Annotated in this window: 24 protein-coding genes and 1 other RNA gene; 14 read left to right on the top strand and 11 right to left on the bottom strand. The window is 65.9% G+C overall.

Features of this window, described 5'->3' with window-relative positions; translation table 11 throughout:
• The first annotated feature begins 11 nt into the window (after positions 1-11).
• Positions 12-683, top strand: coding sequence for a methyltransferase (locus tag QRM60_RS14835; RefSeq protein ID WP_042596987.1), 672 nt, complete (start codon positions 12-14; stop codon positions 681-683).
• Between the two features lie 368 nt (positions 684-1,051).
• On the opposite strand, the gene QRM60_RS14840 is transcribed toward QRM60_RS14835, so the two are convergent.
• Positions 1,052-1,828 (bottom strand): polysaccharide deacetylase family protein, encoded by a 777-nt coding sequence (locus QRM60_RS14840; RefSeq protein ID WP_076053841.1) that lies wholly within the window; start codon positions 1,826-1,828, stop codon positions 1,052-1,054.
• A 60-nt stretch (positions 1,829-1,888) separates the two neighbouring features.
• Here QRM60_RS14840 and grxD point away from each other — a divergent pair, with 60 nt between their 5' ends.
• Positions 1,889-2,815: a Grx4 family monothiol glutaredoxin gene (gene grxD, locus QRM60_RS14845; protein ID WP_285446473.1), complete on the top strand. Its 927-nt coding sequence runs from the start codon at positions 1,889-1,891 to the stop codon at positions 2,813-2,815.
• Between the two features lie 100 nt (positions 2,816-2,915).
• Positions 2,916-3,785, top strand: coding sequence for a hypothetical protein (locus tag QRM60_RS14850; protein WP_285446474.1), 870 nt, complete (start codon positions 2,916-2,918; stop codon positions 3,783-3,785).
• Positions 3,786-4,115: 330 nt separating this feature from the next.
• On the opposite strand, the gene QRM60_RS14855 is transcribed toward QRM60_RS14850, so the two are convergent.
• Positions 4,116-4,682 (bottom strand): DUF924 family protein, encoded by a 567-nt coding sequence (locus QRM60_RS14855; protein ID WP_285446475.1) that lies wholly within the window; start codon positions 4,680-4,682, stop codon positions 4,116-4,118.
• A 134-nt stretch (positions 4,683-4,816) separates the two neighbouring features.
• On the opposite strand from QRM60_RS14855, the gene QRM60_RS14860 reads away from it, so the two are divergent.
• From QRM60_RS14860 to QRM60_RS14890, 7 genes are all read left to right on the top strand, one after another.
• Positions 4,817-6,214, top strand: coding sequence for an amidohydrolase (locus QRM60_RS14860; RefSeq protein ID WP_012437413.1), 1,398 nt, complete (start codon positions 4,817-4,819; stop codon positions 6,212-6,214).
• Complete coding sequence (locus QRM60_RS14865; protein WP_285446476.1) at positions 6,211-7,491, top strand: amidohydrolase family protein; 1,281 nt, start codon at positions 6,211-6,213, stop codon at positions 7,489-7,491. The genes QRM60_RS14860 and QRM60_RS14865 overlap by 4 nt, the downstream gene beginning before the upstream one ends.
• A gap of 166 nt (positions 7,492-7,657) precedes the next feature.
• Positions 7,658-8,224, top strand: a complete 567-nt coding sequence (locus QRM60_RS14870) for a hypothetical protein (RefSeq protein WP_115529845.1) — start codon at positions 7,658-7,660, stop codon at positions 8,222-8,224.
• Positions 8,221-8,640, top strand: coding sequence for a DUF2809 domain-containing protein (locus QRM60_RS14875; protein ID WP_285446477.1), 420 nt, complete (start codon positions 8,221-8,223; stop codon positions 8,638-8,640). Before QRM60_RS14870 ends, QRM60_RS14875 begins: the two co-directional genes overlap by 4 nt.
• A 22-nt stretch (positions 8,641-8,662) precedes the next feature.
• Positions 8,663-9,481: a hypothetical protein gene (locus tag QRM60_RS14880; RefSeq protein ID WP_285446478.1), complete on the top strand. Its 819-nt coding sequence runs from the start codon at positions 8,663-8,665 to the stop codon at positions 9,479-9,481.
• A gap of 1 nt (position 9,482) precedes the next feature.
• Positions 9,483-9,854, top strand: coding sequence for a hypothetical protein (locus QRM60_RS14885; protein WP_042596998.1), 372 nt, complete (start codon positions 9,483-9,485; stop codon positions 9,852-9,854).
• Positions 9,855-10,058: 204 nt separating this feature from the next.
• Positions 10,059-11,660, top strand: coding sequence for a rhamnogalacturonan lyase B N-terminal domain-containing protein (locus QRM60_RS14890; RefSeq protein WP_042596999.1), 1,602 nt, complete (start codon positions 10,059-10,061; stop codon positions 11,658-11,660).
• A gap of 62 nt (positions 11,661-11,722) precedes the next feature.
• Here the strand turns inward: QRM60_RS14890 and QRM60_RS14895 are convergent, their stop codons facing one another.
• Entirely contained in the window at positions 11,723-12,511 is a 789-nt protein-coding gene (locus tag QRM60_RS14895) for a cellulase (protein WP_285446479.1), read from the bottom strand.
• Positions 12,512-12,803: 292 nt separating this feature from the next.
• A complete protein-coding gene (locus QRM60_RS14900; RefSeq protein ID WP_076053826.1) occupies positions 12,804-13,619 on the bottom strand; it encodes a cellulase in 816 nt (271 codons plus the stop codon).
• Between the two features lie 469 nt (positions 13,620-14,088).
• Between QRM60_RS14900 and QRM60_RS14905 the strand changes: the two genes are divergently transcribed.
• Together QRM60_RS14905 and QRM60_RS14910 are read left to right on the top strand one after the other, a co-directional pair.
• Positions 14,089-15,033 carry a DegV family protein gene (locus QRM60_RS14905; protein WP_011038480.1) on the top strand — a complete coding sequence of 315 codons (945 nt, stop codon included), beginning with the start codon at positions 14,089-14,091 and terminating at the stop codon, positions 15,031-15,033.
• A 98-nt stretch (positions 15,034-15,131) separates the two neighbouring features.
• Positions 15,132-15,470 (top strand): hypothetical protein, encoded by a 339-nt coding sequence (locus tag QRM60_RS14910; RefSeq protein ID WP_016944410.1) that lies wholly within the window; start codon positions 15,132-15,134, stop codon positions 15,468-15,470.
• A 152-nt stretch (positions 15,471-15,622) separates the two neighbouring features.
• Here QRM60_RS14910 and QRM60_RS14915 read toward each other — a convergent pair whose 3' ends face one another.
• Positions 15,623-16,549, bottom strand: a complete 927-nt coding sequence (locus QRM60_RS14915; protein WP_285446480.1) for a DMT family transporter — start codon at positions 16,547-16,549, stop codon at positions 15,623-15,625.
• Positions 16,546-17,337 (bottom strand): PhzF family phenazine biosynthesis protein, encoded by a 792-nt coding sequence (locus QRM60_RS14920; protein ID WP_285446481.1) that lies wholly within the window; start codon positions 17,335-17,337, stop codon positions 16,546-16,548. Before QRM60_RS14920 ends, QRM60_RS14915 begins: the two co-directional genes overlap by 4 nt.
• A 127-nt stretch (positions 17,338-17,464) precedes the next feature.
• Between QRM60_RS14920 and QRM60_RS14925 the strand changes: the two genes are divergently transcribed.
• Together QRM60_RS14925 and QRM60_RS14930 are read left to right on the top strand one after the other, a co-directional pair.
• Positions 17,465-18,874 (top strand): PLP-dependent aminotransferase family protein, encoded by a 1,410-nt coding sequence (locus QRM60_RS14925; RefSeq protein ID WP_285446482.1) that lies wholly within the window; start codon positions 17,465-17,467, stop codon positions 18,872-18,874.
• Between the two features lie 319 nt (positions 18,875-19,193).
• A non-coding RNA gene (locus QRM60_RS14930) (sX9 sRNA) lies at positions 19,194-19,266 on the top strand.
• 4 nt (positions 19,267-19,270) lie between these two features.
• On the opposite strand, the gene fghA is transcribed toward QRM60_RS14930, so the two are convergent.
• From fghA to QRM60_RS14955, 5 genes are all read right to left on the bottom strand, one after another.
• On the bottom strand, positions 19,271-20,101 hold the full coding sequence (gene fghA / locus QRM60_RS14935) for an S-formylglutathione hydrolase (RefSeq protein ID WP_115556745.1): 831 nt from the start codon (positions 20,099-20,101) through the stop codon (positions 19,271-19,273).
• 59 nt (positions 20,102-20,160) lie between these two features.
• A complete protein-coding gene (gene gfa / locus QRM60_RS14940; protein ID WP_012437406.1) occupies positions 20,161-20,736 on the bottom strand; it encodes an S-(hydroxymethyl)glutathione synthase in 576 nt (191 codons plus the stop codon).
• Positions 20,737-20,802: 66 nt separating this feature from the next.
• Positions 20,803-21,912, bottom strand: a complete 1,110-nt coding sequence (locus QRM60_RS14945; protein ID WP_014508941.1) for an S-(hydroxymethyl)glutathione dehydrogenase/class III alcohol dehydrogenase — start codon at positions 21,910-21,912, stop codon at positions 20,803-20,805.
• Positions 21,913-21,975: 63 nt separating this feature from the next.
• On the bottom strand, positions 21,976-22,251 hold the full coding sequence (locus tag QRM60_RS14950) for a metal/formaldehyde-sensitive transcriptional repressor (RefSeq protein ID WP_014508942.1): 276 nt from the start codon (positions 22,249-22,251) through the stop codon (positions 21,976-21,978).
• A gap of 210 nt (positions 22,252-22,461) precedes the next feature.
• Positions 22,462-23,376, bottom strand: coding sequence for a LysR family transcriptional regulator (locus tag QRM60_RS14955; protein ID WP_285446483.1), 915 nt, complete (start codon positions 23,374-23,376; stop codon positions 22,462-22,464).
• Positions 23,377-23,480 lie beyond the last annotated feature (104 nt).

The following is a 23,480-nucleotide window of genomic DNA, read 5'->3' on the forward strand; positions in this document are numbered from 1 at the left end:
CCACCCAACCCATGAGCCGCCCGCAGGCGCTGGCGATCGCACGCGCGTTTCTGCCGCCGCATCCGTTGGGTAACCGCTACGACTACTACTACACGCAGGCCAAGCTGCGCACCGACCCGCTGTACCCCGGCGTATTGGCAGAGCTACGCAGCACCACCGCGCCGGTGCTGGACCTGGGCTGCGGGCTTGGGCTGCTGGCCCATGCATTGCGCGCCGATGGCCAGACGCTGGGGTATCACGGCGTGGATGTGGATGCGTCCAAGATCCGCCGCGCACAGCACATCGCGCAGCGCTCGGCGTTGGGCAATACGCAATTCGCCGTGGTCGACCTGAGCGTGGCGTGGCCGCAACACAGCGGCAGCGTCACCATCCTGGACGTGCTGCAGTATCTGCAGGCCGACATGCAGGCCAGCTTGTTGCACAGCGTGGCGCAGATGCTGACCCCGGGCGCCAAACTGGTCATCCGCAGCGCGCTGGGCGATGACAGCGGCCGTGGCCGCACCAGCCGTGTCACCGACGTGCTGGCGCACCTGAGCGGCTGGATGCAGCGCATGCCGCGCAGCTATCCCACCCGCGACAGCCTGCAGGCGCAGCTGGATGCCGCGGGCCTGCGCGCGACGTTTGCGCCGCTCTACGGCAACACGCCATTCAACAACTGGCTGATCGTGGCCGAGCCGCGCTGAGCGGTGCTGCCGGTCCCCCCGCTGCGTTGCGGGGAACGGTGAGCTGCACGTTGTCAAAAAAAAATGGTGAACTCTTGTGCGTATCCGGTTTCGTCGCATCTTTCGTGCTGACGCAGTGCGTAGCGACGGATGTCGGCCTGCGGCGGCGTCCGTAAGGACGATGCATTTTCAAATGCCATCGGCTAGGCATTGGACCTGACTACCGAAAATGCATTGCCGAAGCATGCGATCGCCTCCCCCATGGCGTGACCTGCAAACTCAGCTCCATCAGACGTCGGCCGAACAGCGATGTCATGAATGGCACTGCGCACGCCTTGTGCATGCGTCGCCGTGTTCCGCGAGAATGGATTTGCAACACAGCCGCGCCGTCAATCCGGGCGCCGCGCGACCAATCCACGCGCCTGCATCGCCTCGAGCACGCCGCGCAGAATGGTGACGTTGTGGCCGTGCGCGGCGCCTTCGTGCAGCAGCACGATGGCGCCCGGTGAGAGGTCGCGCACGATGCGCGCCACCGTGGTGTCGGGTTCGCAGCGCACGCCGTCGAAGCCACGTGCGCTCCAGGCCACGCGTGTCAGGCCGTGCTCACGCAGCGCGGCCGCAACGAAGGGGTTGGTCATGCCTACCACCGAGCGGTACAGCCGCGGTGCCTGGCCGGTGATGTCCGCCAGCGCCTGTTGCGCGTCGCCGATCTCGCGCGCCATGCGGCGCGGGCCCAGCGCCCAGAACCAGGCCTGCGGATGGCTGTGGCTGTGATTGCCGATGCCATGGCCACGGCGCACGATTTCGCGCACCAGTTCAGGCCGCTGCGCGGCGCGTTCGCCCACCACGAAGAAGGTGGCGCTGGCGCGGTGCGCATCGAGCAGGTCGAGCATGGCCACGGTGTCGTCGGAAGGGCCATCGTCGATGGTCAGCCACACCTGCGGCCCCTGCCCGGGCAAACGCGACACCACCGGCGCGTACAGGCGTGCGCGCGGCAGGAACACCGGCGCAACGAACAACGCATGCGAGAGCAGCAACGCCGGCAGGCCCCAGGCCCAGCCCAGCCGCCACCACAGCAGCGCCACGGCCAGCTGCGAGACGGCCAGCCAGCCGACCCAGCGGTACGGGCGCGAGGGGATGCGATACAGCGTTTCCAGCGTGGTCATGCCTCATGATGCCACGGGGCGTAGAATGGTCGGCCTCCACGATCTGACCGAAGTGCTGCCATGTCCCTCGATCCCGCCCTGCGTTCCCGCATCGATACGCTGCTGCAATCCAACCGCGTGGTCCTCTTCATGAAAGGCCAGCCCGGCATGCCGCAGTGCGGCTTCTCGGCCAAGGCCATCGGCGTGCTGGACGGCCTGGGCATCGACTATGCCCACGTCAACGTGCTGGCCGACCAGGAGATCCGCGAAGGCATCAAGGCCTACGGCGACTGGCCGACCATTCCGCAGCTGTATGTGGATGGCGAGCTGATCGGCGGCAGCGACATCATCGTGCAGATGGCCGACAGCGGCGAGCTGAGCAGCATGCTCGGCCTGCAGGCACCAGACCGCAGCCCGCCTAAGATCACCATCACCCCGGCTGCGGTCGAGATGCTCAAGGGTGCACTGGCCGATGCGCCGGATGCCTCGCTGACGCTGGCCATCGATGCCAATTTCCAGCCGAACTTCCAGCTGGCGCCGACCAATCCGAATGCTATTGCCGCCGAATCCAACGGGCTGCGCGTGCAGTTCGACCTGGCCAGCGCGCGCCGCGCCGACGGCATCATCATCGACTGGGTGGATGACATCCGTGGCCGCGGCCTGGCCATCGACAACCCCAACGCGCCCAAGCCGGTGCAGGAGCTGTCGGTGCGCGATGCCGACGACCGGCTCAAGGCCGGCACCCTGACCCTGGTGGACGTGCGCCCGGCCGATGAGCGTGCGCTGGCCACGGTGGCAGCGCCGTTCCGCACCCTGGACGCACACGAGCGCCTGGAGATCGAGCAACTGCCCAAGGACACCCCGCTGGCGTTCATGTGCCACCGCGGCGGGCGCAGCCTGCAGGCGGCCGAGCATTTCCGCGGCCTGGGCTTTACCAACGTCTACAACGTCACCGGCGGCATCGATGCCTGGTCGGACGCGGTGGACAACGGCGTGCCCAAGTACTGAGCACGCCGGGTGGCCACGCACGGCCGCCGTAACACCCAAACGGGCGCTCCCATGGAGCGTCCGTTTTTTCATGCCTCCCATCACAAGGACACCGATGCGCATGCACTGCCGATTGCTTTCCCTCGCCCTCACCGCCCTGCTGCCGCTGGCCGCGCACGCCGCCGCACCGCCGCGCGCGGTGATGCTGGTACAGACCTACGACACCCAGCCGGCGGATGAGCCGTTCGAATATGTGCCGGTGTGGTTGGGCCGTGGCGTGGTGCAGGAAGCCACCATGCCGCGCTCGCTGATCGGCCAGCCGCTGCAGCTGTTCGATGCAGGCGCCTCCACCGGCGCAGTGCGCCTGACCGCATTGAGCGTGGACGACAACAGCATGTGCGGCGGCACCGCGCGCCTGCGCTTCAAAGGGGCGACATCGCCGACCAGGCCGGTCTTGCTGTCGTCGGTAGACCTCAACCCGGGCCAGCGCTTTGCTACGCGCGCGGCCACGCCCACCGAGCAGACCGAGCTGCTCCGTCTGCTTGGTGAGAGCGCGCAGCTGCGGCAGAAGGTCAAGCCGGCGGCGTTGAACAAGGCGTTGGCGGCATTTGCGGCAGACCGTACCAACGACGCCGCGTCGCTACAGATCTTCACCGATGCGCGCGCACCGCAACGCCGCGTGGCCGTGCTCACCCAGAGCCACCCCACCCAGACCGGCAACACCGAAAGCCCTACCGGCGTGCTCACGGTGTTCGCCCTGCTGGAGCACACCGGCCAACGCTGGCAGCTACGCCAGGGCAACGCCGAGAATGGCTGCGACGACTGCGAAGGCCTGCCACGCAGCACGCACTTGCTGCAGTTCGGCGACATCGACGGCAACGGCACGTTGGACTTCGTGCTGTCCGACAGCGGTTATGAAACCTACGGGTTCTATCTACTGCTGGGCGAAGGCGACCGCTGGCAGAGCGAGACCTTGATGGGCGGCTGCTGAGGCATCGAACGCGTACAGGGAGGCGCCTGTCGATGCATGAAAACGCGTGATTGGCTTGGACGCGCGCAGATCAGCCCTGCGTGCGTCCATCCACGCGATTGCGTTGAGGTGCAGACAACGCGATCTGCTCAGCCATCAGCATCTTTCAGAATCGGCTGGGCGCGCACGCATCAACACTGCGTGCGCCCACGCATGCGGCTGCGCGCAGATCCAGACGCACGCGACCCGGGCAGTCAACACTATCTTCAGCGCCTGCTTCAGCGCCTGCGCGCAGATGCCAGCTCGCCGTCATACCCAATGGGGGCAGTCCGCGCCGCACTCATCAGCCGCCTAACCGGCAAACCCACCTTCGTCGAGAAACTGCTGCTCTTCGACAGTGGTTTCGCGCCCCAGCACGGCATTGCGATGCGGGAAACGACCGAAGCGCTGAATGATCTGCTGGTGCTCCAGCGCATAGCGCGTGGTCTCGGCCTCGCCGAGCGCGGTGATCAATGTCACCGAGCGTGCCTGCTCCTGCAGATCCTCCGCATGCTCGAATGGCAGATATAAGAACAGGCGCAATTGCGCTGACACCTGCTGGTCGAAGCCGCGTGCAATGGCCTGCTTGGCGTAGAACAGCGCCAGGCCGTCGGTGGCATAGGCGTGCGCACTGCCCCGGAACGCGTTGCGCGGAATCTGGTCGAGCAGCAACAACAACGCCAGCGCATCTTCGGCGCGGGTCATCCAATCGGCGTACTCGCCCCGAGCCGCGGCAAAATGCTGTTCGCTGAAATGCTGGCGCACGTTGGCGTCAAAGGCGTCGTTGCGGGTAAACCAGCGCGCCTCGCCGGCCAGTTCCCAGAAAGCCAGCACCACATCGGCCTGTTTGTTGCGTTCGGTTTTGGCAATCATCGACATTCTCCCCCATGAATACGGCACAGCATGCGCCTGCAGGCGTGATGAGCCCGCTGCGCCGCGACCATCAGCACTTGGCAAGCGCGCCGCCGGCCGCTAGGTTTGCGCAGACGTCTTTCGTTCCACCGGGGAAATCCATGCGTTCCATCCTGTTCGCCGCGCTGGGCGCGGCTGTGCTGTGCGGGCCCGCCGCGGCCGCGTCGCGCTTTGTCGAAGACCCGTACCCCAGCACCTACCACGCACTCGCCTCTGGCCCGGTGCTGATCCAGCATGCCACCGTGCTCACCGGCACCGGCCAGCGCCTGGACGATGCCGACGTACTGCTGCGCGACGGCAAGGTGGCCGCGGTTGGCCGTGGCCTGGAGGTGCCCGCCGACGCGCGCCGCATCGACGGCACCGGCAAGTGGGTGACGCCGGGCATCATCGACGTGCACTCGCACCTGGGCGTGTACCCCAGCCCGGGCGTCAGCGCGCACAGCGACGGCAACGAAATGACCGCCCCGGTCACCCCCAACGTGTGGGCCGAGCATTCGGTGTGGCCGCAGGACCCGGGCTTCGGCACGGCACTGGCTGGCGGCATCACCTCGCTGCAGGTGCTGCCCGGTTCGGCCAATCTGATTGGTGGCCGTGGCGTCACGCTCAAGAACGTGGCGGCCACCACCTACCAGGGCATGAAATTCCCCGGTGCGCCGTGGGGCCTGAAGATGGCCTGCGGCGAAAACCCCAAGCGCGTGTATGGCGAGAAAGGCGGCCCGGCCACGCGCATGGGCAACGTCGCCGGCTACCGCGCGGCCTTCATCGACGCGGCCGAGTACTTGAACAAGAACGCGCCCAAGAAGAGCGAGAAGAAGCGCCACTGGTGGAGCGGCGGCGGCGACAACGACAGCAGCGGCGATGCCGGTGGCAAGCGCGATCTCAAGCTGGACACGCTGGCCGGTGCCATCAACGGCGACATCCGCGTGCACATCCACTGCTACCGCGCCGATGAAATGGCCACCATGCTGGATCTGGCCAAGGAATTTGGCTTCCACATCGCCGCGTTCCATCACGGCGTGGAAGCCTACAAGCTGGCCGACCGGTTGGCGCAGGAAAACGTCTGCGGCGCGCTGTGGGCCGACTGGTGGGGCTTCAAGATGGAAGCCTTCGACGGCATCCAGGAAAACATCGCCATCGTCGATCGCCCGGCCAACAGCTGCGCCATCGTGCATTCGGATTCGGAAGAAGGCATTCAGCGGCTCAATCAGGAAGCGGCCAAGGTGATTGCCAACGCGCGCCGCGCCGGCATGGAGATTCCGCCCGAACGCGCCATCCGCTGGCTCACCAGCAACGCCGCCAAGGCGCTGGGCATCGAGCAACAGACCGGTGCGCTGGAGCCGGGCAAGATGGGCGATATGGTGGTGTGGAACGGCAACCCCTTCAGTTCCTACGCACTGGCCGAGCAGGTGTATATCGACGGCGCGCAGGTGTACGACCGCCACGACCGCAGGTTGCAACCGGTCTCCGACTTCATGCTGGGCCAGGAGGTGGCACGATGAGCCGCGCCATGTTCCGCCGCCCGCGCCTGCGTGCGTTGTCCGCCGTGGTACTGGCTGCGCTGGCATTGCCGGCGGTTGCGCAGCAGGTGCTGATCCGCGGCGCCACCGTGCATACCGCCACCAGCCAGGGCACGTTGCGCAATACCGATGTACTGGTGCAGGGCGGCGTGATTCGCGCCATCGGCACTGGCCTGGCCGTGCCCGCCGATGGCCGCGTGGTGGAGGCCAAGGGCCGCCCGCTGACGCCGGCCCTGTTCGGCGGCATCACCGAGATCGGTATCGAAGAAGTGTCCGGCGAAGCCGCCACCGTGGACAGCGGCGTCAAGCTGACCGAGCAGCCGATGCGCCCGGAATTCGACGTCACCCTGGCCTACAACCCGGACTCGGTGCTGATCCCGGTGGCACGCGTGGAAGGCATCGGCTTCACCGCGCTCGGGGCGACCACCAGCGGCGCGTTCATCGCCGGCCAAGGCGGCATCGTGCGCCTGGATGGCGGCCCGGATCCGGTCGGCCCGCATGCCCTGTTCGTTCGTCTGGGTGCGGCCGCGTCGGACCTGACCGGCAGCTCGCGCGCCGCGCAGTGGATGCTGCTCGATCAACTGGTGGCCGAAGCACGCGGGCGCGTGCCGGCAGACTCGCCGCATGCCTTGCTCACCCCGGTTGGCCGCAGCGTGCTGGCCAACTACCTGGCCGGCCGGGGCCGCATCGTGGTGCAGGTGGAACGGGCTGCGGACATCCGCCAATTGCTGCGTTGGGCGCAGCGCGAGAAGGTGCGCATTGCCATTGCCGGCGGTACCGAAGCATGGAAGCTCGCCCCGCAGCTGGCGCAGGCCAAGGTGCCGGTGCTGGTGGATGCGTTGGCGGATCTGCCGTCCACCTTCGACCAGATTGGCGCCACGCTGGAAAACGCCGCACGCCTGCGCGCGGCCGGCGTGGAGGTGAGCTTCACCCAGAGCGGCGATGCCTCGCACAACGCGCGCAAGCTGCGTCAGCTGGCCGGTAATGCCGTGGCCAATGGCCTGCCATGGGAATCCGGCCTGGCTGGGCTAACCCGCGTGCCGGCGGAAATCTTTGGCGTGGGCGATCGCATCGGCAGCATTGCGGTGGGCAAGCAGGCCGACCTGGTGCTGTGGGACGGCGACCCGCTGGATGTGGCGCATTACGCCGAACAGGTCTGGATGGGCGGGCGCGACATGCCGATGCGCTCGCGCCAGACCGATCTGCGCGACCGCTATCTGCAGCAGGCCGGCCCGTTGCCACGCGCCTACCAACGCTGAGCTGCGCGGCGCAGACGGCTGCGCCGCTGACAGTGGTCGCAGCACGTTGTAAGCGCCGCATTGCAGCGCCGCGCACTGCACTGCACTGCACTGCACTGCAAGCATCGCAATGCACTCCACCGTCGCAGGCGACACGCCTGCGACACCTCATCGCAAAGGATTGCCCATGCGCCTGATGCGCACACTGCTGTTGTCGTTGCTGCTGCTGCCGCTGCTGGCCAGCGCCCAATCCGGCTGGATCGATACGCGAGGCCAACCGATTCCCAACTCCGCCAGCCGCAAGGCGGTGCAGGACCTGGGCGCTAGCCTGTTACTGACCCCCGACGCGGACTGGCAACAGAAATGGAATACGCCCAGCGACACCACGCCGCACTTCAACGAAGTGGATCACCTCGCCACCGGCGAGGTGTTGTTCATGCTGATCCTGCTCTCCAACCCGGGCCTGGATGCGCGCCGGCATACCGACGTGGTGTGCAATATCCGCATCATCGACCCGACCGGGCACTTCGTGCAGGACACGACAGATACGCCCTGCCTGCAGGGGGAACTCAGCGGCGACCCACGCAATGTGTACATGGCCCAGGCTAGCCTGCATGTGGAGGCCGAAGCCGACGACCCGCCGGGCCGCTGGCAGGTACAGGTCATCGTCAATGACCGCCTGCGTGGCGTCAGCATTCCGCTCAGCACCAGCTTCACCATGGGCCGCAAACGCGCCGCAGCGACCGCCCGATGAGCAACATGCCGCGACGGACCCGCGCCGCGTACCTGCTCATCGCGGCGGCCATCTTCTTGATCGAAGTGGCCATCGCCGCCGGCTGGATCGGCGGGCCATGGGTGCGCGGCAGCCTGGGCGATGTGTTGGCGGTGGCGTTGGTGTATTGCGGCCTGCGCGGTGTGTTCGCCTGCCCGCCGCGGTGGGCCTGCATGCTGGCAATTGCCATCGGCCTGCTGATCGAAGGGCTGCAGGCCGTGCACCTGGCGGACCGGCTCGATCTGCGCCCCGGCAGCGCCGCCTACATCGCACTTGGCAACACCGCCACGCTGCACGACCTGGTGATGTATCTGATCGGCGGGCTGCTTGCCTACGGGTGCGACGCGCTGCTGCGTCGCCGTGTCATGCGTGCATCGCATCATGTAGCGCAGCAGTGAGCCACTTTTTCTGGAGACACGAATGGCCGGTTCGATGACCACGGCGCTGACACGCATCACCGCCCTCTGCACGCTGCTTGCGCTGGCCGGCTGTGAGCGTGCGCCCGCGCCTGCTCCCGCGCCATCGCCATCGCCGTCGGCCGCGACGCCGACCACACCGGCGATCAATGCGCCGGCAACACCAGCCGCACCAGCCGCGCCAGCAACGCCAGTCGAAGGCGCATCGCTCACGCTGGGCTGCGCGGAAGGCGACGACCCCGCGCAGGAAGCCAGTACCATCGCCGCACGCGGTGGCGGCATGGTGCAACGGGTGTCCGCGCATCGCCTGCAGGTCACCACACCGGCCGGCGTGCAGGTCTTTGCCGACACCGCGCCCTTCGATGAACCGCTGGACGGCGAGGACTACCGCTTTTGTGATCGGCGCGATGGCTACCTGCTGCTGCAGCATCGCGACGGCGGCACCTTCGCCGGTACTTTGATCGACGCACGCACCGGCACGCAGACGCCGGGCGGCCTGCGCGTGGTGATCGCGCCGGACCGTAACCGCTATCTGGCCACCGCGCAGCCCGATGGCATGGATGGCGAGGAGTGGCAGGTGCTGAGCATCGGCGGAAAGCAGCTTGCGTCCACGACCAATGCCTTGCTCAGTGACGACGCTGTCGAGCCCGGCATCATCGCCACGCTGGACGCACCGCAGTGGAGCACCGCGCAGCAGCTGCAGGCCACCGCCACCTGCCTGAGCGATGAGACGCAGCAGTGGCAGGTGCGCCTGGTCGAGCAGGCCGGCCGCTGGCAATGGCAGCCACGTCGTGATTGCGCGGGCGCACCCACGGAGCAATGACATGTTCCAGGGCAGCACGACGGGGTCGATTCAACAGCGTGTCCTGCAACAGGCGCCCGCCAATCTGCAACGCGGCCTGGAAACGGTGGGCGGGCGGCTGATCCTGACCGCCGATGCGCTGCACTTCCAGCCGCATGCCTTCAATATCCAGACCCAGTCGCTGACCATCATGCTGCTGCAGATCGCATCGCTGCAGTTGTGCTGGACGCGCCTGCTCGGCCTGCTGCCGCTGGCACCCAATTCGCTGGCGGTGCAGCTGGCCGATGGCAGCGAGCATCGCTTCGTGCTTGGCAAACGCGACCAGTGGATGCGCGCCATCCAGGCGGCGAGCGATGCCAAACGCCAGGCCGCCACACCGCCGCCATTGCCGTAGCCGTCACCGCCGGTTTGCGCAGCCGGCGGGGCCGCGCATCAGCGGCGACGCATGCCGGTCGCACCGCGAGCGTGACCTGCACTGCGCTTCGCGTACCGGGCGTGAACCCAGCGCACGCTCCTGGGCTGCGGTTATCGCCGCTGCAGCCGCGCCCGCCTAGCATCGCGCATCGGCGCACCGCGCTTGCTCGTTACGGAGATCGACATGCATCGCATCCCGCTGCGCACGCTGGCCTGTGCGCTTGTGCTCTACGCCGGCGTCGTCGTGCCCGCATCCGCCGCCTTCGGCATCACCCGTAGTGGCGATCGCATCGTGGTGGATACCGGCGCCGAGCTGCTGTTTTCGGTCAACGCCAGCAACGGCGATCTCGTGTCGATGCGCTACCGCGGCAACGAACTGCAGACCACCGAATCCAAGGGCTCGCATATCGCCTCCGGGCTAGGCACCGCCAGCGTGGAGGCGCGCGTGGTGGGCGGCGCCATCGTGGTCACGGCCAAGGCCGGCGACCTCACCCAGTACTACATCGCGCGCAAGGGCCGGAATGCGATCTACATGGCCACCTCCGCGCCCAGCTTGCTACCGGTGGGCGAGCTGCGCTTCATCGCCCGCTTGAACGTGGCCAAGCTGCCGAACGCGTTGCAGGAACCGGATTCCAGCGTCGGCACTGCGATTGAAGGCGAAGACGTGTTCCTGCTGCCGGATGGGCGGACCAGCTCCAAGTTCTACTCGGCCCGGCGCATGCTCGAAGACCCGTTGCACGGCGTGAGCGGCAATGGCGTGGCGGTGTTCATGCTGATGGGCAATCGCGAGCGCAGTGCGGGCGGGCCGTTCTTCAAGGACATCGCCACACAGAAAACCCGCGTCACCCATGAGTTGTACAACTACATGTATTCGGACCACACCCAGACCGAAGCCTTCCGCGGCGGATTGCACGGCGTGTACGGCCTGTTGTTCACCGACGGCGGTGCGCCTTCCTCAGCACAGACCAGCACCGACTTCATCGATGCCAGCCTGGGCGTGAGCGGCTACCTGGCCGCGGACGGGCGCGGCACGCTTGCCGGGCGCGTGAGCGGCGTGCTGGCGGGGCAGCCGGCAGTGGTCGGCTTGCGCAACGCTCAGGCGCAATACTGGGCCACGGCCACTGGCAGCGGCGACTACCAGATCAGCGGCGTACGCCCGGGCCGCTACCGCATGACGCTGTATCAACACGAGCTGGAGGTGGCGCAACGCGATGTCGAGGTGTTTGCCGGCGCCACCGCACAGGCCGCGCTGCAGGCGGTGAGCTTGCCCGGCGCGGTGAAGTGGCAGATCGGCGTTCCCGATGGCACGCCCGGCGGCTTCCAGTACGCGGACCTGCTGCCGCGCGCGCATCCGTCCGATGCGCGCATGCGCTGGGCACCGGTCACCTACACGGTGGGATCAAGCAGCGTGGGCAGCTTTCCGGCGGTGCAGTGGCGCGGGATCAACACGCCCACGCAGATCGTGTTTAGCTTGAGCAGCAGCGAAGTGCGCAGCTATCGCCTGCGCATCTTCGTGCCGTTGGCGCAGGTCAGTGCGCGCCCGCAGATCACCGTCAACGCACGCTGGAACGGCCCCGTCCCCGCTGCACCGAATCAACCCAAGACGCGCGGCATCACCCGTGGCACCACACGCGGCAACAACACGCTGTATGAAGTGGATATCCCAGCGACGGCGCTGCAGGCCGGCAGCAACCGGATCGCCATCAGCCTGGCCTCGGGGTCGCCGGACAATGGCTTCCTCAGCCCGGCCATCGTCTACGACAGCGTGCAGCTGGTCGCACCGTAATCACGCCACGTCCGGGTGCCCGCACACCACACGCAAGAACGCGTGGTGTGCGGCGCATAGCATCAATTGGCGGTGATGCCGCCGCTCAACGACACGCTCCCGGTACCACCGGTCACCTCGAAGCCACCCTCCACCACTTGCAGATACAAGGCATTGCTGTAGCGGCCATCGCCACTGCGCAAGGTCTGCAACCTGTCGAGAAACGCCTTGATGTTGGCGTTGAGGTTGCCACTGGTTGGCAGCGGATTGCTGTTGCCTGCCGTGCCATGCGGAATGAAGGTGTAGACGTAATAGCCCGCAGCATCGTTATTGCCTTGCCACAGGTCGTAGCTGACACCGCCGGAGCTGATCGCGTTGGGCACGCTCAACGTACCCAGGGGATAGGAGTTGTTGGCACCCCAGATCATCACTTCCAGCTGCGGCGTGCCCTTGCTTGCGTCCTTGCGGAAGAACAAGTCATAGGCGAAATCGCCGGTTTGCCCACTGCCCTTGGTGGTGAAGGCCACCGCGCCGCTCAATGTCTTGATCGCCGATACCTGATGCGGAAAGAAGCTGTCGGTGGCCGGGTTCATCGTGTAATGCCAGCCGCGGCAGATGGCTGGGTAGCCGTAAAGCTGCCCACTGGGCAGGCTGTAGGACACCGTCATGCTGGGCGTGCTGCCGCTACCGAATGTCGCGGTGATGGCGTTATTGCTGTCGTTGAAATTGTTGTTATAGGCGTATTGCGTGCCGTATACCTTGGTCTGCCCGGTGTAGGCGATGGCAGTACCGGCGGCAAGCAGAAGTGCGGCAACGACACTGCCTGCAAGCCATGAGGGGGCGAAACGCACTGCGTGTGTGGACGTTTGCATGTGGACTCCAGTGATGGACGGACAACGCGCCTACTTCTGCACATGCGCTCTTGGGCGATACACCGGTTAACGAAGCCGTTACGCAATATCCGAAGCCAACAGCGAGAGAAAACATCGCGCATCCCTTCGCATTTCGCGCTCAGCACCAGATGTGCGCGCACGAAGAAACGCGTTACACCTCTACTGGTGTAACGCGTTTTGATCATCGCGCCGGCTAGGCGGTGATCAAGGCCGACCGGGGCCAGCACCGACAACGCCAGCCGTGGCCGCGCAGCCGCGCTGATCGCCGCTGTTACTTGGCGTCCATCGTGGCGCTGACCTTGGCCCAGCCGTTGCCGCGCACCACTTCGAAACCGGCTTCGGCCGCATGCAGATACATGCTGTTGTTGTAGCGGCCATCCTTCGAGCGGTTGGTCTGCAACCAGTTGAGGAACGGCTTGGCATCCACGTTGAGGCTGCCGCTGGTCTTCAGCGTGGCCTGCCCTGCGGTTCCGGTCGGGATGAAGGTGTAGACGTAATAGCCCGCACCGGAGTTGAAGCCTTCCCACAGATCAAAGGTGCGCCCGCCAGCGGTGATCACCTTGCTGGCGGTCAGCGTGCCGATCGGCCAGGAGTTGTGCTCGCCCCAGATCATCACTTCCAGCTGCGGATTGCCTTTGGCGGTATCCCAGCGGAAGAAGATGTCGTAGGCGAAATCGCCCGCAAGGTTGGTGCCGCCGGCGCTGTAGCTGAACTTCATCGGGATCGAGCTGATCGAGGAGATCTGCTTCGGAAACAGCGTGTCGCTGGTGGGGTTCCAGTCGTAATGCCAGCCGCGCACGATTGCCGGATACCCGTAGAGGTTGTAGTCGGCGAAGTTGAAGGTGACGGTGAGCTCCGGCGTGCTGCCGGTGCCGAACGTGCCCTGGATGATGTTGTTGGGATCGTTGAAGTTGTTCACCCACGCGTAGTGGTTGCCGAAGATCTTGTACGGCCCGGCCAGCGCGACCGGCGCCAGTGCCACCAGCCCGAGGGTCAGGGCGGCCTTCCACCAGCGCGAGGCACGCCGCCTTGTGGTGGGCGCCTGCGCAGTGGCCTGGTCGAGGATGCGATGTTGAGTCTGCTGCATGTGGTGTCTCCCTTGGATTCAGCGCGCGACGCCACCGTTGCGGCGTCGGGACCGCTGCCTGGCAGCGATCGCAGCGGGACCCTAACAGCGCCGCGTCGCCAGGAGCTATAGCGAAACCTGGGGGCCTGCAGGTGCCCGCACGATAGCGGGCGCTACCCGGCAATCGGGGCGTGCGCCCGTCCTCAGTTCGTCGTCGGCGTGCTGCCACGCCACTGCATCCCGGTCAGGTGGCGGCGGCCTTGGTGAGCGCGATTGCTGCGTTGCCACATCGCGCGACGGCGCACTGGCGCCGTGCAGTGACCTGCCTGGACAGGTGCTGCGCGCAGCGTGCCCGGGCCATCCGGCAGACCCCGGCGACGCTGCCGCCAAGCCCGTCTCCGCACGCCTTCCGACCAATGCCCTTCGCCTCGCGCCCGATTTGCGATAGCGTTCACATCCAGAGACGACGCAACAGCCGGAGGGGGCGACGATGCGCATCGGAATCGTGGTGGATAGTGCGTGCGACTTGCCGCAGGACTTCATCCAACGCAACAACGTCATCGTGCTGCCGATCAGCGTGCGTATCGGCGAAGCCGTGCTGGCCGACCATCGCGATGAGGAAGCCACCTTGAGCTTCCTGCATGCGCACGTGGCCGAGCGCGGCCATGAGGCGGAGACCACGCCGTTTTCGGTCAACCAGATCCGCGACCTGTTCCTGCAGCGGCTGGTCATCGATTACGACCACGTGTTCTGCCTGACCATCTCCAAGCTGCGCAGCCAGATCTTCGACAACGCCACCCAGGCGAGCTTTGCGATTCTCAACGACTACAAGCCGGTGCGGCAGGCGGCCGGGCACACCTCGCCGTTCGCGCTGCGGGTGATCGACACGCTGAACCTGTTCGCAGGCCAGGGCATCACCGCGGTGGAAGCGGTACGCCTGCGCGCGCAAGGCCTGGGCGTGGCGCCGATCCGCGCCCGGCTCGAGCAATTGGCCGAGCACACATATGGCTACATGATTCCGCGCGATCTCTACTACCTGCGTGCGCGTGCGCGCACCAAGGGCGATCGCAGCGTGGGCCTGATCGGCGCCGCGCTGGGCAGCGCGCTGGACATCAAACCGGTGCTGCGCGCCTACCGTGGCGTCACCGAACCGGTGGCCAAGCTCAAGGGCTTCGAGCCCTCGGCCGAAAAGCTGTTCGCCTTCACTGTGCGCAAGCTCCGCGAGGGGCTGATGACGCCCACCGTGTGCGTGGGCTATGGCGGCGAACTTGCCGAACTGCACGCGTTGCCGGGCTATGCCGCGTTGCAGGCCGCCTGCCAGACGCAGGGCGTGGAGCTGTTCGAAAGCGTGATGAGCCTGACCGGCATGGTCAACGTCGGCAAGGGCGCGTTGGCGGTGGCCTTCGCCGCCGAGCCGCACAGCTTCTCGGCATAGACGTGCGCCTGCACGCCAGCACACGGCAGCAGGCCTCGACGACGCACTCACCGCTGCTGGCATAAGGTGCCCGGCACCTGTCATCCGAGTGTGTGCCCATGCCTGTCAGCTATTCGATCAGCCTGCCCGACCCCAAGCTCGCCCGCGGCAGCGCGCCGGCGGTGAGCTTCAGCGCCAACGGTGCGGAGGCCTTTGCCGAACAGTTGCAGGCTGCCCTGCGCGACCCGGCCTGGTTCGACCGCTGGCGCCAGCTGCAGGCCGACCCGGACGAGGTGGACCCCAGCCTGGGCGTCACCGACCCGGCGGCCACCGTGACCGGCAAGCAGGGCGACCTGCGCATCGACCTGGTGGCCACCACCAGCATCCCCGGCGACTTGCTCAAGCAGCGCATGCAGGCCCTGGCCGGCCATCACTGGGAACTGCGCGACGTGCGTTGACGCGCAGATGCCGTGCCGGTTTGCGCGAACGATCGTGTTGCGCAAACCGGTACGGCTTCAAGACACTGCCGCGCTGACTACGCACGCCGCAGATCGCATTCCTCTCCAGCATACGAGCGGGATGACTGACTACTCGTCATCGCCAGCGCGCGTTATCGCTGCAGCACTGCCTTGCCAGTTGCCCACCGCGGCCAGCGCCATTTCAGATTCACCGCCAGCGTGCCGCAGACGATCAGGCCCAGGCCCAGCCATTGCACCGGCGCCAGCGCATGGCCGTACAGCAGGTAATCCAGCAGCAGCGTCACCAGTGGATACACGAAGGCCAGCACCGCAATGGTGGCCACATGCAGATGGCGGTACGACGAATAGAACAGCACGTAGACAATGCCGCTGTGGATCACGCCCAGGCCCACCAGCCAGGCCCAATGCAGGCCCGGATGCAGCGCAGCGCTGCTGGAAAACCCCACAAGCAGCACTGTCCCGACCCAGCATTGCACGGTGACCACTGCCATCGGCCGCTCACGGCCGATGCGTCGGGACATCAGTAGCGAAGTGCCACAGAGCAGTGCCGCCAGCAGCGTCAGCCCGATGCCCAGCAGATAGCTGCGGTCGGCGGACTGCCACAACCGCAATGGGTCTGCCGAACACGCCACCCCGATGAAGGCGAGCAGCGTCCAGCCCAGATCGGCGCGACGCGTGCGTTCGCCCTGCACCACCGCCGCCAGGATCAGCATCACGAACGGAAACACGTGATACACCATGGTGGCCACGCCGATCGACGAGCGCGCCATGCCGGCAAACAGCGCCACCCAGTTCAACACCAGCAGCACGCCGCTGATGGCCGCATCGCGTAACAGGCGGCGCTCGCGCCATAGCCCGCGCAAGTGCCCACCAAGCACCCCGCACACAGTGAGAAACAGTGCGCCAAACAGGCAGCGGTAGAACACCGCCGTCACCGGGTCCTGGCCGCTTTCATGCACGAAGACGCCAACCGAGCCGATCAACACTTCGGCCAACAGCAGCTGCCAGATTGCGCGGCGCGACGCCGCCGCCGGTGGTGGTGCAGCCGCAACGCTCATAGCGTGATCTCCCCACGCAGATACTGCACGGCGCTGCCACGTACGTAGACATGCGCCGGTGTGACACGGCATGCCAACTCACCGCCACGTGCCGAGGCCTGCAGCGCGCGCAGATCGGTCTTTCCAAGCGTGCGTGCCCACAACGGTGCCAGCGCTGCATGGATCGAACCGGTCACAGGGTCCTCCGCTCCGCCATTGGCCGGCCAGAAATAGCGCGACACCAGGTCATGCGTGGCTCCCGGTGCGGTGATGGCCACATCGCGTGGTGCCAATGCCAGCATCTGCGCCAGGTCGGGCACCACGGCACGCACCTGCTGCTCGTCCGCGTACACCGCGATGTAGGCCTGTGCGTTGGCATACACCGCCTGCGGTGCGATCGACAACGCGGCCAGCAGTGGCGCCGGGACCTGCGTGACCAGGGTCGGCAGCTGATTGGGAAAACGCATCTCGAACGTGGCTTCGTCCACCTGCTCCACACCGATCTCACCGACCGCCGGGGCGCGCAGCCGCAACGGAAACGGTGCCAGCTGCTGGCGCGCAATGACGTACGCACTTGCCAGCGTCGCATGGCCGCAGAAGCAGACTTCCTTCAACGGCGAGAACCAACGGATGTCGAAGACGCCAGCGTGATCGCGCACAAAGAACGCTGTTTCGGACAGATTGTTTTCGGCAGCGATCGCCTGCATCACCGGCACCGGTAACCATGCCTGCAACGGCACCACCGCCGCAGGGTTGCCCTTGAAACGCACACACGTAAACGCATCGACCACGAACAGGGAAAGCAGCACGTTGCAACCTCGCCAGAAGACCGGGCCGCGCGGGTCGCCCGGCACGGCCAGTCTGCGGCGCGATGCGCGACCAGGACAGATTCAGATACGCTACAAACAGACCAATACAGATGCGGGCACCGCACCCATGCTGCTTTACGAATCGCTGGCCACACAGCTGCGGCACCAGATCGAGCGCGGCACCCTGCGCGCCGGCGAACGCCTGCCTTCCATCCGCCAGCTGGCCGCCAGCCATGGCATCAGCCCCGCCACCGCCGTGCAGGCTTGCCTGCAACTGGAACGCGAGGGCCGCGTCCAGGCGCGGCCACGTTCCGGCTATTTTGTGCGCGCCGCTGCCGCGCCACTGCCGGCCGCCACGCCCACGCCGCGCCGGCGTGCGCCGGGCGTCATCGCCAATCCCGCCCTGCAGGGCGTGTTCGACCTGCTCGCACGTACCGACCTGGTGCCGCTGCACCTGGCGACGCCTGCGCCCGCGCTACTACCCGGCGCACACCTGGCTGCAGCGATGTCGCGCCAGCTACGCCGCCAGCGCACCGCGGCACTGGACTATGCACCTCCACAGGGCCACGCCGCGCTGCGTCGGCAGATCGCGCTGCGGTATGCGCAATGCGGCACCAACGTGGACGCAGACGAAGTGGTGATCACCGCTGGCGCGATGGAGGCAATCAGCCTGGCGTTACGCACCATCACCACGCCAGGCGATGTGGTGGTGGTGGAGACGCCCACCTACCATGGCATCCTGCAAGCGGTCGCCGCGCTGCGCCTGAAGGTGCTGGAAGTTCCCAACCGTGCAGGGCAAGGCATTGACGCCGCGCATCTGGATGCACTGCTGCAACGCACGCCGGCGCGCGCCGCGATCCTGGTGCCCAACTTCAACAATCCGCTGGGCAGCCTCACCCCCGATCACGCCAAGCGCGCTGTGGTGGACAGTTGCGCACGGCATGGCACGGTGGTGATTGAAGACGATATCTACGGCGAGCTGGCCTGGTCTGGTCAGCGCTCACGCCCGCTGCGGCAGTTCGACACGCACGCCAACGTCATCACCTGCGGTTCGTTTTCCAAGGTGTTGTCGCCCGGCCTGCGGGTGGGCTGGCTGCTCGGTGGGCCTTGGACCGACGCGCTGGTGCGCGCCAAGTATTTCTCCACCGTCGGCAACGCGAGCCTGCCGCAGCTGGCCCTGGCCGATTACCTGGCGCAACACGATCTGGAGCGGCATCTGCGCAAGCTGCGCCGCACGCTGGCCGACAACGGTCAACGCCTGCGCGATGCGATCGTGCGGTACTGGCCATCCGGCACGCGCATCGGCGAGCCAGCAGGTGGATTGTCGCTGTGGCTGCAATTGCCCGATGGCGGCAGCGGCCAGACGCTGTTCGAAGCCGCGCTGGCCAAGGGCATCGGCACATCACCTGGCCAGGCGTATTCCAGCCGCGGCGACTACGCCGACCATCTGCGCCTGACCTGCGGCCAGCCGTGGAGCGAGGCACTGGACCGCGCCATGCGGCAGCTGGGGCGGCTGGCCGCGCAACGCCCGCGTTGAATCGCGGGCGTAAGCGTTGTTGCCAGAAATCCGGCAAGCGCCTGACCTGTTCGCAGGTACTGCGCGTCGATGGTCGGGAGGTGATCAACGTCGTCCGCAGTCGTGACGCGATGCGCGGCGGGAAGTAAAAGCAAAGGCTCACAGGGCGACAACACTGCGGCATTGCCACCGCATTTAGCAATGGCGCCTTATCGCATCAGCGCGAGCGACATGGCAACCACCACGCCACCACGCACGCCGGCATCGCCTCACTGAGAGCAGCGATCAAAACAACGACGCAACCGCCAGGCGTGCGCGGCGACTGGTGCACGGAATCGGCATGGCCACCGTACCTTCTGATTCCTCTGCGCCGTTCGCACCCAGCTGACGATTGCTCGCTGCGTCTGTTAGCCGCTTTTAGCTTTTCAGCGCGCGCGCATGATGGGCAATATGCTCACCGATGAAGCTGGCGATGAAGTAATAGCTGTGGTCGTAGCCGGGCTGCAACCGCACGGTGACCGGATAGCCCGCCGTCTTGGCGGCATCTTCGAATAGCTTTGTTTTCAGCTGGTTTTCCAGGAATTCATCGGCATCGCCCTGGTCGATCAGCAGCGGCAGGCGCTCGGCCGCGTGTGCGATCAGTGCTGTGGCGTCGTACGCCTTCCATGCCGCGCGATCGTCGCCCAGATACTGACCGAAGGCCTTCTCGCCCCACGGCACCTGGCTCGGTGCAACGATCGGCGAAAACGCCGACACGCTGCGATAGCGGCCTGGATTCTTCAAGGCAATGGTTAGCGCGCCGTGCCCGCCCATCGAGTGACCACTGATGGCGCGTACGCCGGTGGTGGCGAAGCTGGCCTCGATCAATGCCGGCAGTTCGTTCACCACGTAATCGTACATGCGGTAATGCGCGGCCCATGGCTGCTCGGTGGCATCCACGTAGAAGCCGGCACCCTTGCCAATGTCGTAGCCCTCGGCATCGGCGACATCGTCACCGCGCGGGCTGGTATCCGGGGCCACCAGGATCACGCCGTGTTCGGCGGCATAGCGCTGAGCGCCGGCCTTGCTGATGAAGTTCTGCTCGGTGCAGGTCAACCCGCTCAGCCAGTACAGCACTGGCAAGGGGCCGTCGGCTGCCTGCGGCGGCAGATACACGCCCACCTGCATGGCGCAGCCCAGGCTCGTGGAGTGGTGCCGGTAAACGTCTTGCCAGCCGCCGAAGCAGGCACGGTGTTCGATGCGTTCCATGGGATTCCTTGCGAAGAGAAAATCCTGCGGCCGGGATCACCGGCCGCAGGATCGGACCATCAGTGCAACAAGCCCTTGTGACGCGCCACGTTGGTCGACAGCGCATCCATCAGCGCCGGCGACAGGCAGTCGTACGGCGTCAGACCCAGTTCGGTGAGACGCGCACGCACGCCATCCATCTGGTCCGGCGGCGTGCCGGTTTCGATGATCGACGAGACGAACGCGGCAAAGCCCGGCGGCGACCATCCCGACTGCTGCGACAGCTCGGTATGGATGAAGTCCAGACCATAGAACGCATGGTCCTTGTTCTCGATCCGGCCATACAGATGCACGCCGCAACCGGTGCAGGCATGGCGCTGGATCGTCGCGCTTTCATCGACGATCTTGAGCTTCTCCGGATGCGCGGTCACGGTGACCTTGTCGCGTGGCGCAACCGCCACCACCGAGAACTTGGCACCTTCCGGCTTCCAGCATTTGCTGCAGCCGCAGGCGTGGTTGTGCGCGCTCTGCGATGCCACGTCCACGGTCACCTTGTCGCTGGCACACAGGCATTGCAGGGTGCCCCCTGCAAAACCTTCGGTACTGCCATGCACAACACCACCATCTACTGCAGGGTGAATCGACACGTTAGCCATCATGCCCCTCCCGGTTACGGGTCCCACGTGCGCGGAAGCGGCCGCGCGCCGCTCCTGGCCGTCCGGTCAGAAATGAATCACGGTGCGGATCGACTTGCCTTCATGCATCAGGTCGAAGGCTTCGTTGATCTGTTCCAGCGGCATGGTGTGGGTGATGAACGGATCCAGATCGATCTCGCCCTTCATCGACTGCTCCACCATGCCCGGCAATTGGGTACGTCCCTTGACGCCGCCGAAGGCCGAGCCGCGCCACACGCGGCCGGTCACCAGCTGGAACGGGCGGGTGCTGATTTCCTGGCCGGCACCGGCCACGCCGATGATGACGCTCTCGCCCCAGCCCTTGTGGCAGCACTCCAGCGCCGAGCGCATCACGTTGACGTTGCCGATGCATTCGAAGCTGAAATCCACGCCGCCTTCGGTCAATTCGACGATCACTTCCTGGATCGGCTTGTCGTAATCCTTCGGGTTGATGCAATCGGTGGCGCCCATGCTGCGCGCCAGGTCGAACTTGCCCGGGTTGGTGTCGATGGCCAGGATGCGTCCGGCCTTGGCCTGCACCGCGCCCTGGATCACCGCAAGACCAATACCGCCCAGCCCGAACACGGCCACGCTTTCACCCGGCTTGACCTTGGCGGTGTTGTGCACGGCACCGATGCCGGTGGTGACACCGCAGCCCAGCAGGCAGACTTTTTCCAGCGGCGCTTCCGGGTTCACTACGGCCAGCGAAATCTCCGGCACCACGGTGTATTCGCTGAAGGTGCTGCAGCCCATGTAGTGGAAGATCGGCTCGCCGTTGTAGGAGAAGCGCGTGGTGCCGTCGGGCATCAGGCCCTTGCCTTGGGTTGCACGCACGGCCTGACACAGGTTGGTCTTGCCGGACAGACAGAACTTGCACTTGCGGCATTCGGCCGTGTACAGCGGGATGACGTGATCGCCCACTTTTACGCTGGTCACACCTTCGCCGATCTGCTCGACGATGCCGCCACCTTCGTGCCCGAGCACCGACGGAAAAATGCCTTCCGGGTCATCCCCTGACAGCGTGAACGCGTCGGTGTGGCAGACGCCGGTGTGGGTGATGCGGACCAGCACTTCGCCGGCCTGCGGAGGTGCCACGTCGATCTCGACGATTTCCAGCGGCTTGCCGGGTCCGAATGCAACTGCTGCACGGGATTTCATGGATGAGTGCTCCTGACGAGGATGTTCGAGGACGGGCGCGGCGCATGCCGACCCGGTGGGAGTTCATTTGAGATAGGACCGGACCAGGCCAAGCAATTCCTGCACCCGTTCGGCGCGTTGCGCATCGGACGCGGCGGCATGCCCGAAGTCTTCACGGATATGCGCCTCCAGTACCTGCGACATCAGCCCGTTGACGGCCCCCCGGATCGCGGCGATCTGCTGCAGGACTGGCGCGCAGTCTGCGCCTATTTCCAGCGCGCGCTCAAGTGCATCGCACTGCCCACGCAGCCGACGCACACGCGCTAGCGCTCGCTTTTTCTCCTGTGGCGAATGCGGCATGCACGGTCCCGCTCCGGATACTGGGGGGTAGTATATGGATAGAAGACAAAAAAGCCATGACCGCCGCATGACAGACGATGCAGTGCGCCGATTCAAAGCTTCTCCCTCTTCGCAGCGCAGGCGCACGTCACGCCCCACCACCACAACTCCCCCGCGATGGCATATGCAGTGGGCTGCGAACATTCGGCAAGCTGCGCTGCAGCAACAACGTTACGGTGTAACAGGCACTCTCTGCGTCTTTGCAAACTGCCGGCAGCTGCTGCGAAAACGCGCAAGACTCGGCGAGAGAAACTTGTCGCGATGCGTGATCAGAAAGAAGCGACGTGACATCGGCGGGAGCACGCCGGTGATGGCCTTCAACGTCCCGGCAGCCAAGGACGCCTCCACCACCCAACGCGACAGACAGCTCACGCCCAGGCCGTGCATCACCATGTGCTTGATCGCTTCGGAGCTGCCGATCTGGCGTGCATCGGCCAACTGATGCAGATGCCGCAGCAGTCGCTGCTCCACCTCCTCACGTGTGCCAGACCCCGCTTCGCGCAACAACCACGCAGCGGCGCGCAGATCCTTGCGGGTGACGTTTGCCTGCTTTGCCAGCGGGTGTTGGCTACCAACCACGATGAGCAGTTCGTCGGACAACCAGGGCTCGACGTGCAACTCGGGCACGTGGCACGGGCCTTCGATCAGCCCCATCTCCAGCTCGAAATTGGCAACCTTCGCAGCGATGGCCGTGCTGTTGCCGGCTTCCATTTCCACGCGCAGATGCGCAGCGGTTGCACACAGCTCGCGCAGCACCAGCGGCAGCACATAGTTGCCGATGGTGGTGCTGCAGCCCACCTTCAGACGTGTCGACAAACTGGCGCTGCCGGGATGGAAGCCGGCTTCGATCTGCTGCGCGTTGTCGAGCATCCTGCGTGCGTGCGGCAGCAATGCGCGACCGCTGTCATTCAACAGCAAGCGTTTGCCGACCCGATCGAACAGCCGGGTGCTCAAGCCACTTTCCAGTTCATTGAGCGAGGCGCTGGTGGCCGACTGCGACAACGCCACCTGCGCCGCCGCTGCGGTGGTGGAGCCACACTCGGCAACCGCACAAAAGATCTTGAGCTGCCGCAGGCTGAGTTTCATCGTTAGCGATTTATTGGGTTACATCAACCGATATTACGCGCTTTACCGCTAGATCCAGCTGCCTAGACTCACTCACTTCTTCAGCCGACACCGCTGTGACCCAA

The organism is Xanthomonas sp. fls2-241-TYG-148 (assembly GCF_030208815.1).
Lineage (GTDB): Bacteria > Pseudomonadota > Gammaproteobacteria > Xanthomonadales > Xanthomonadaceae > Xanthomonas > Xanthomonas campestris.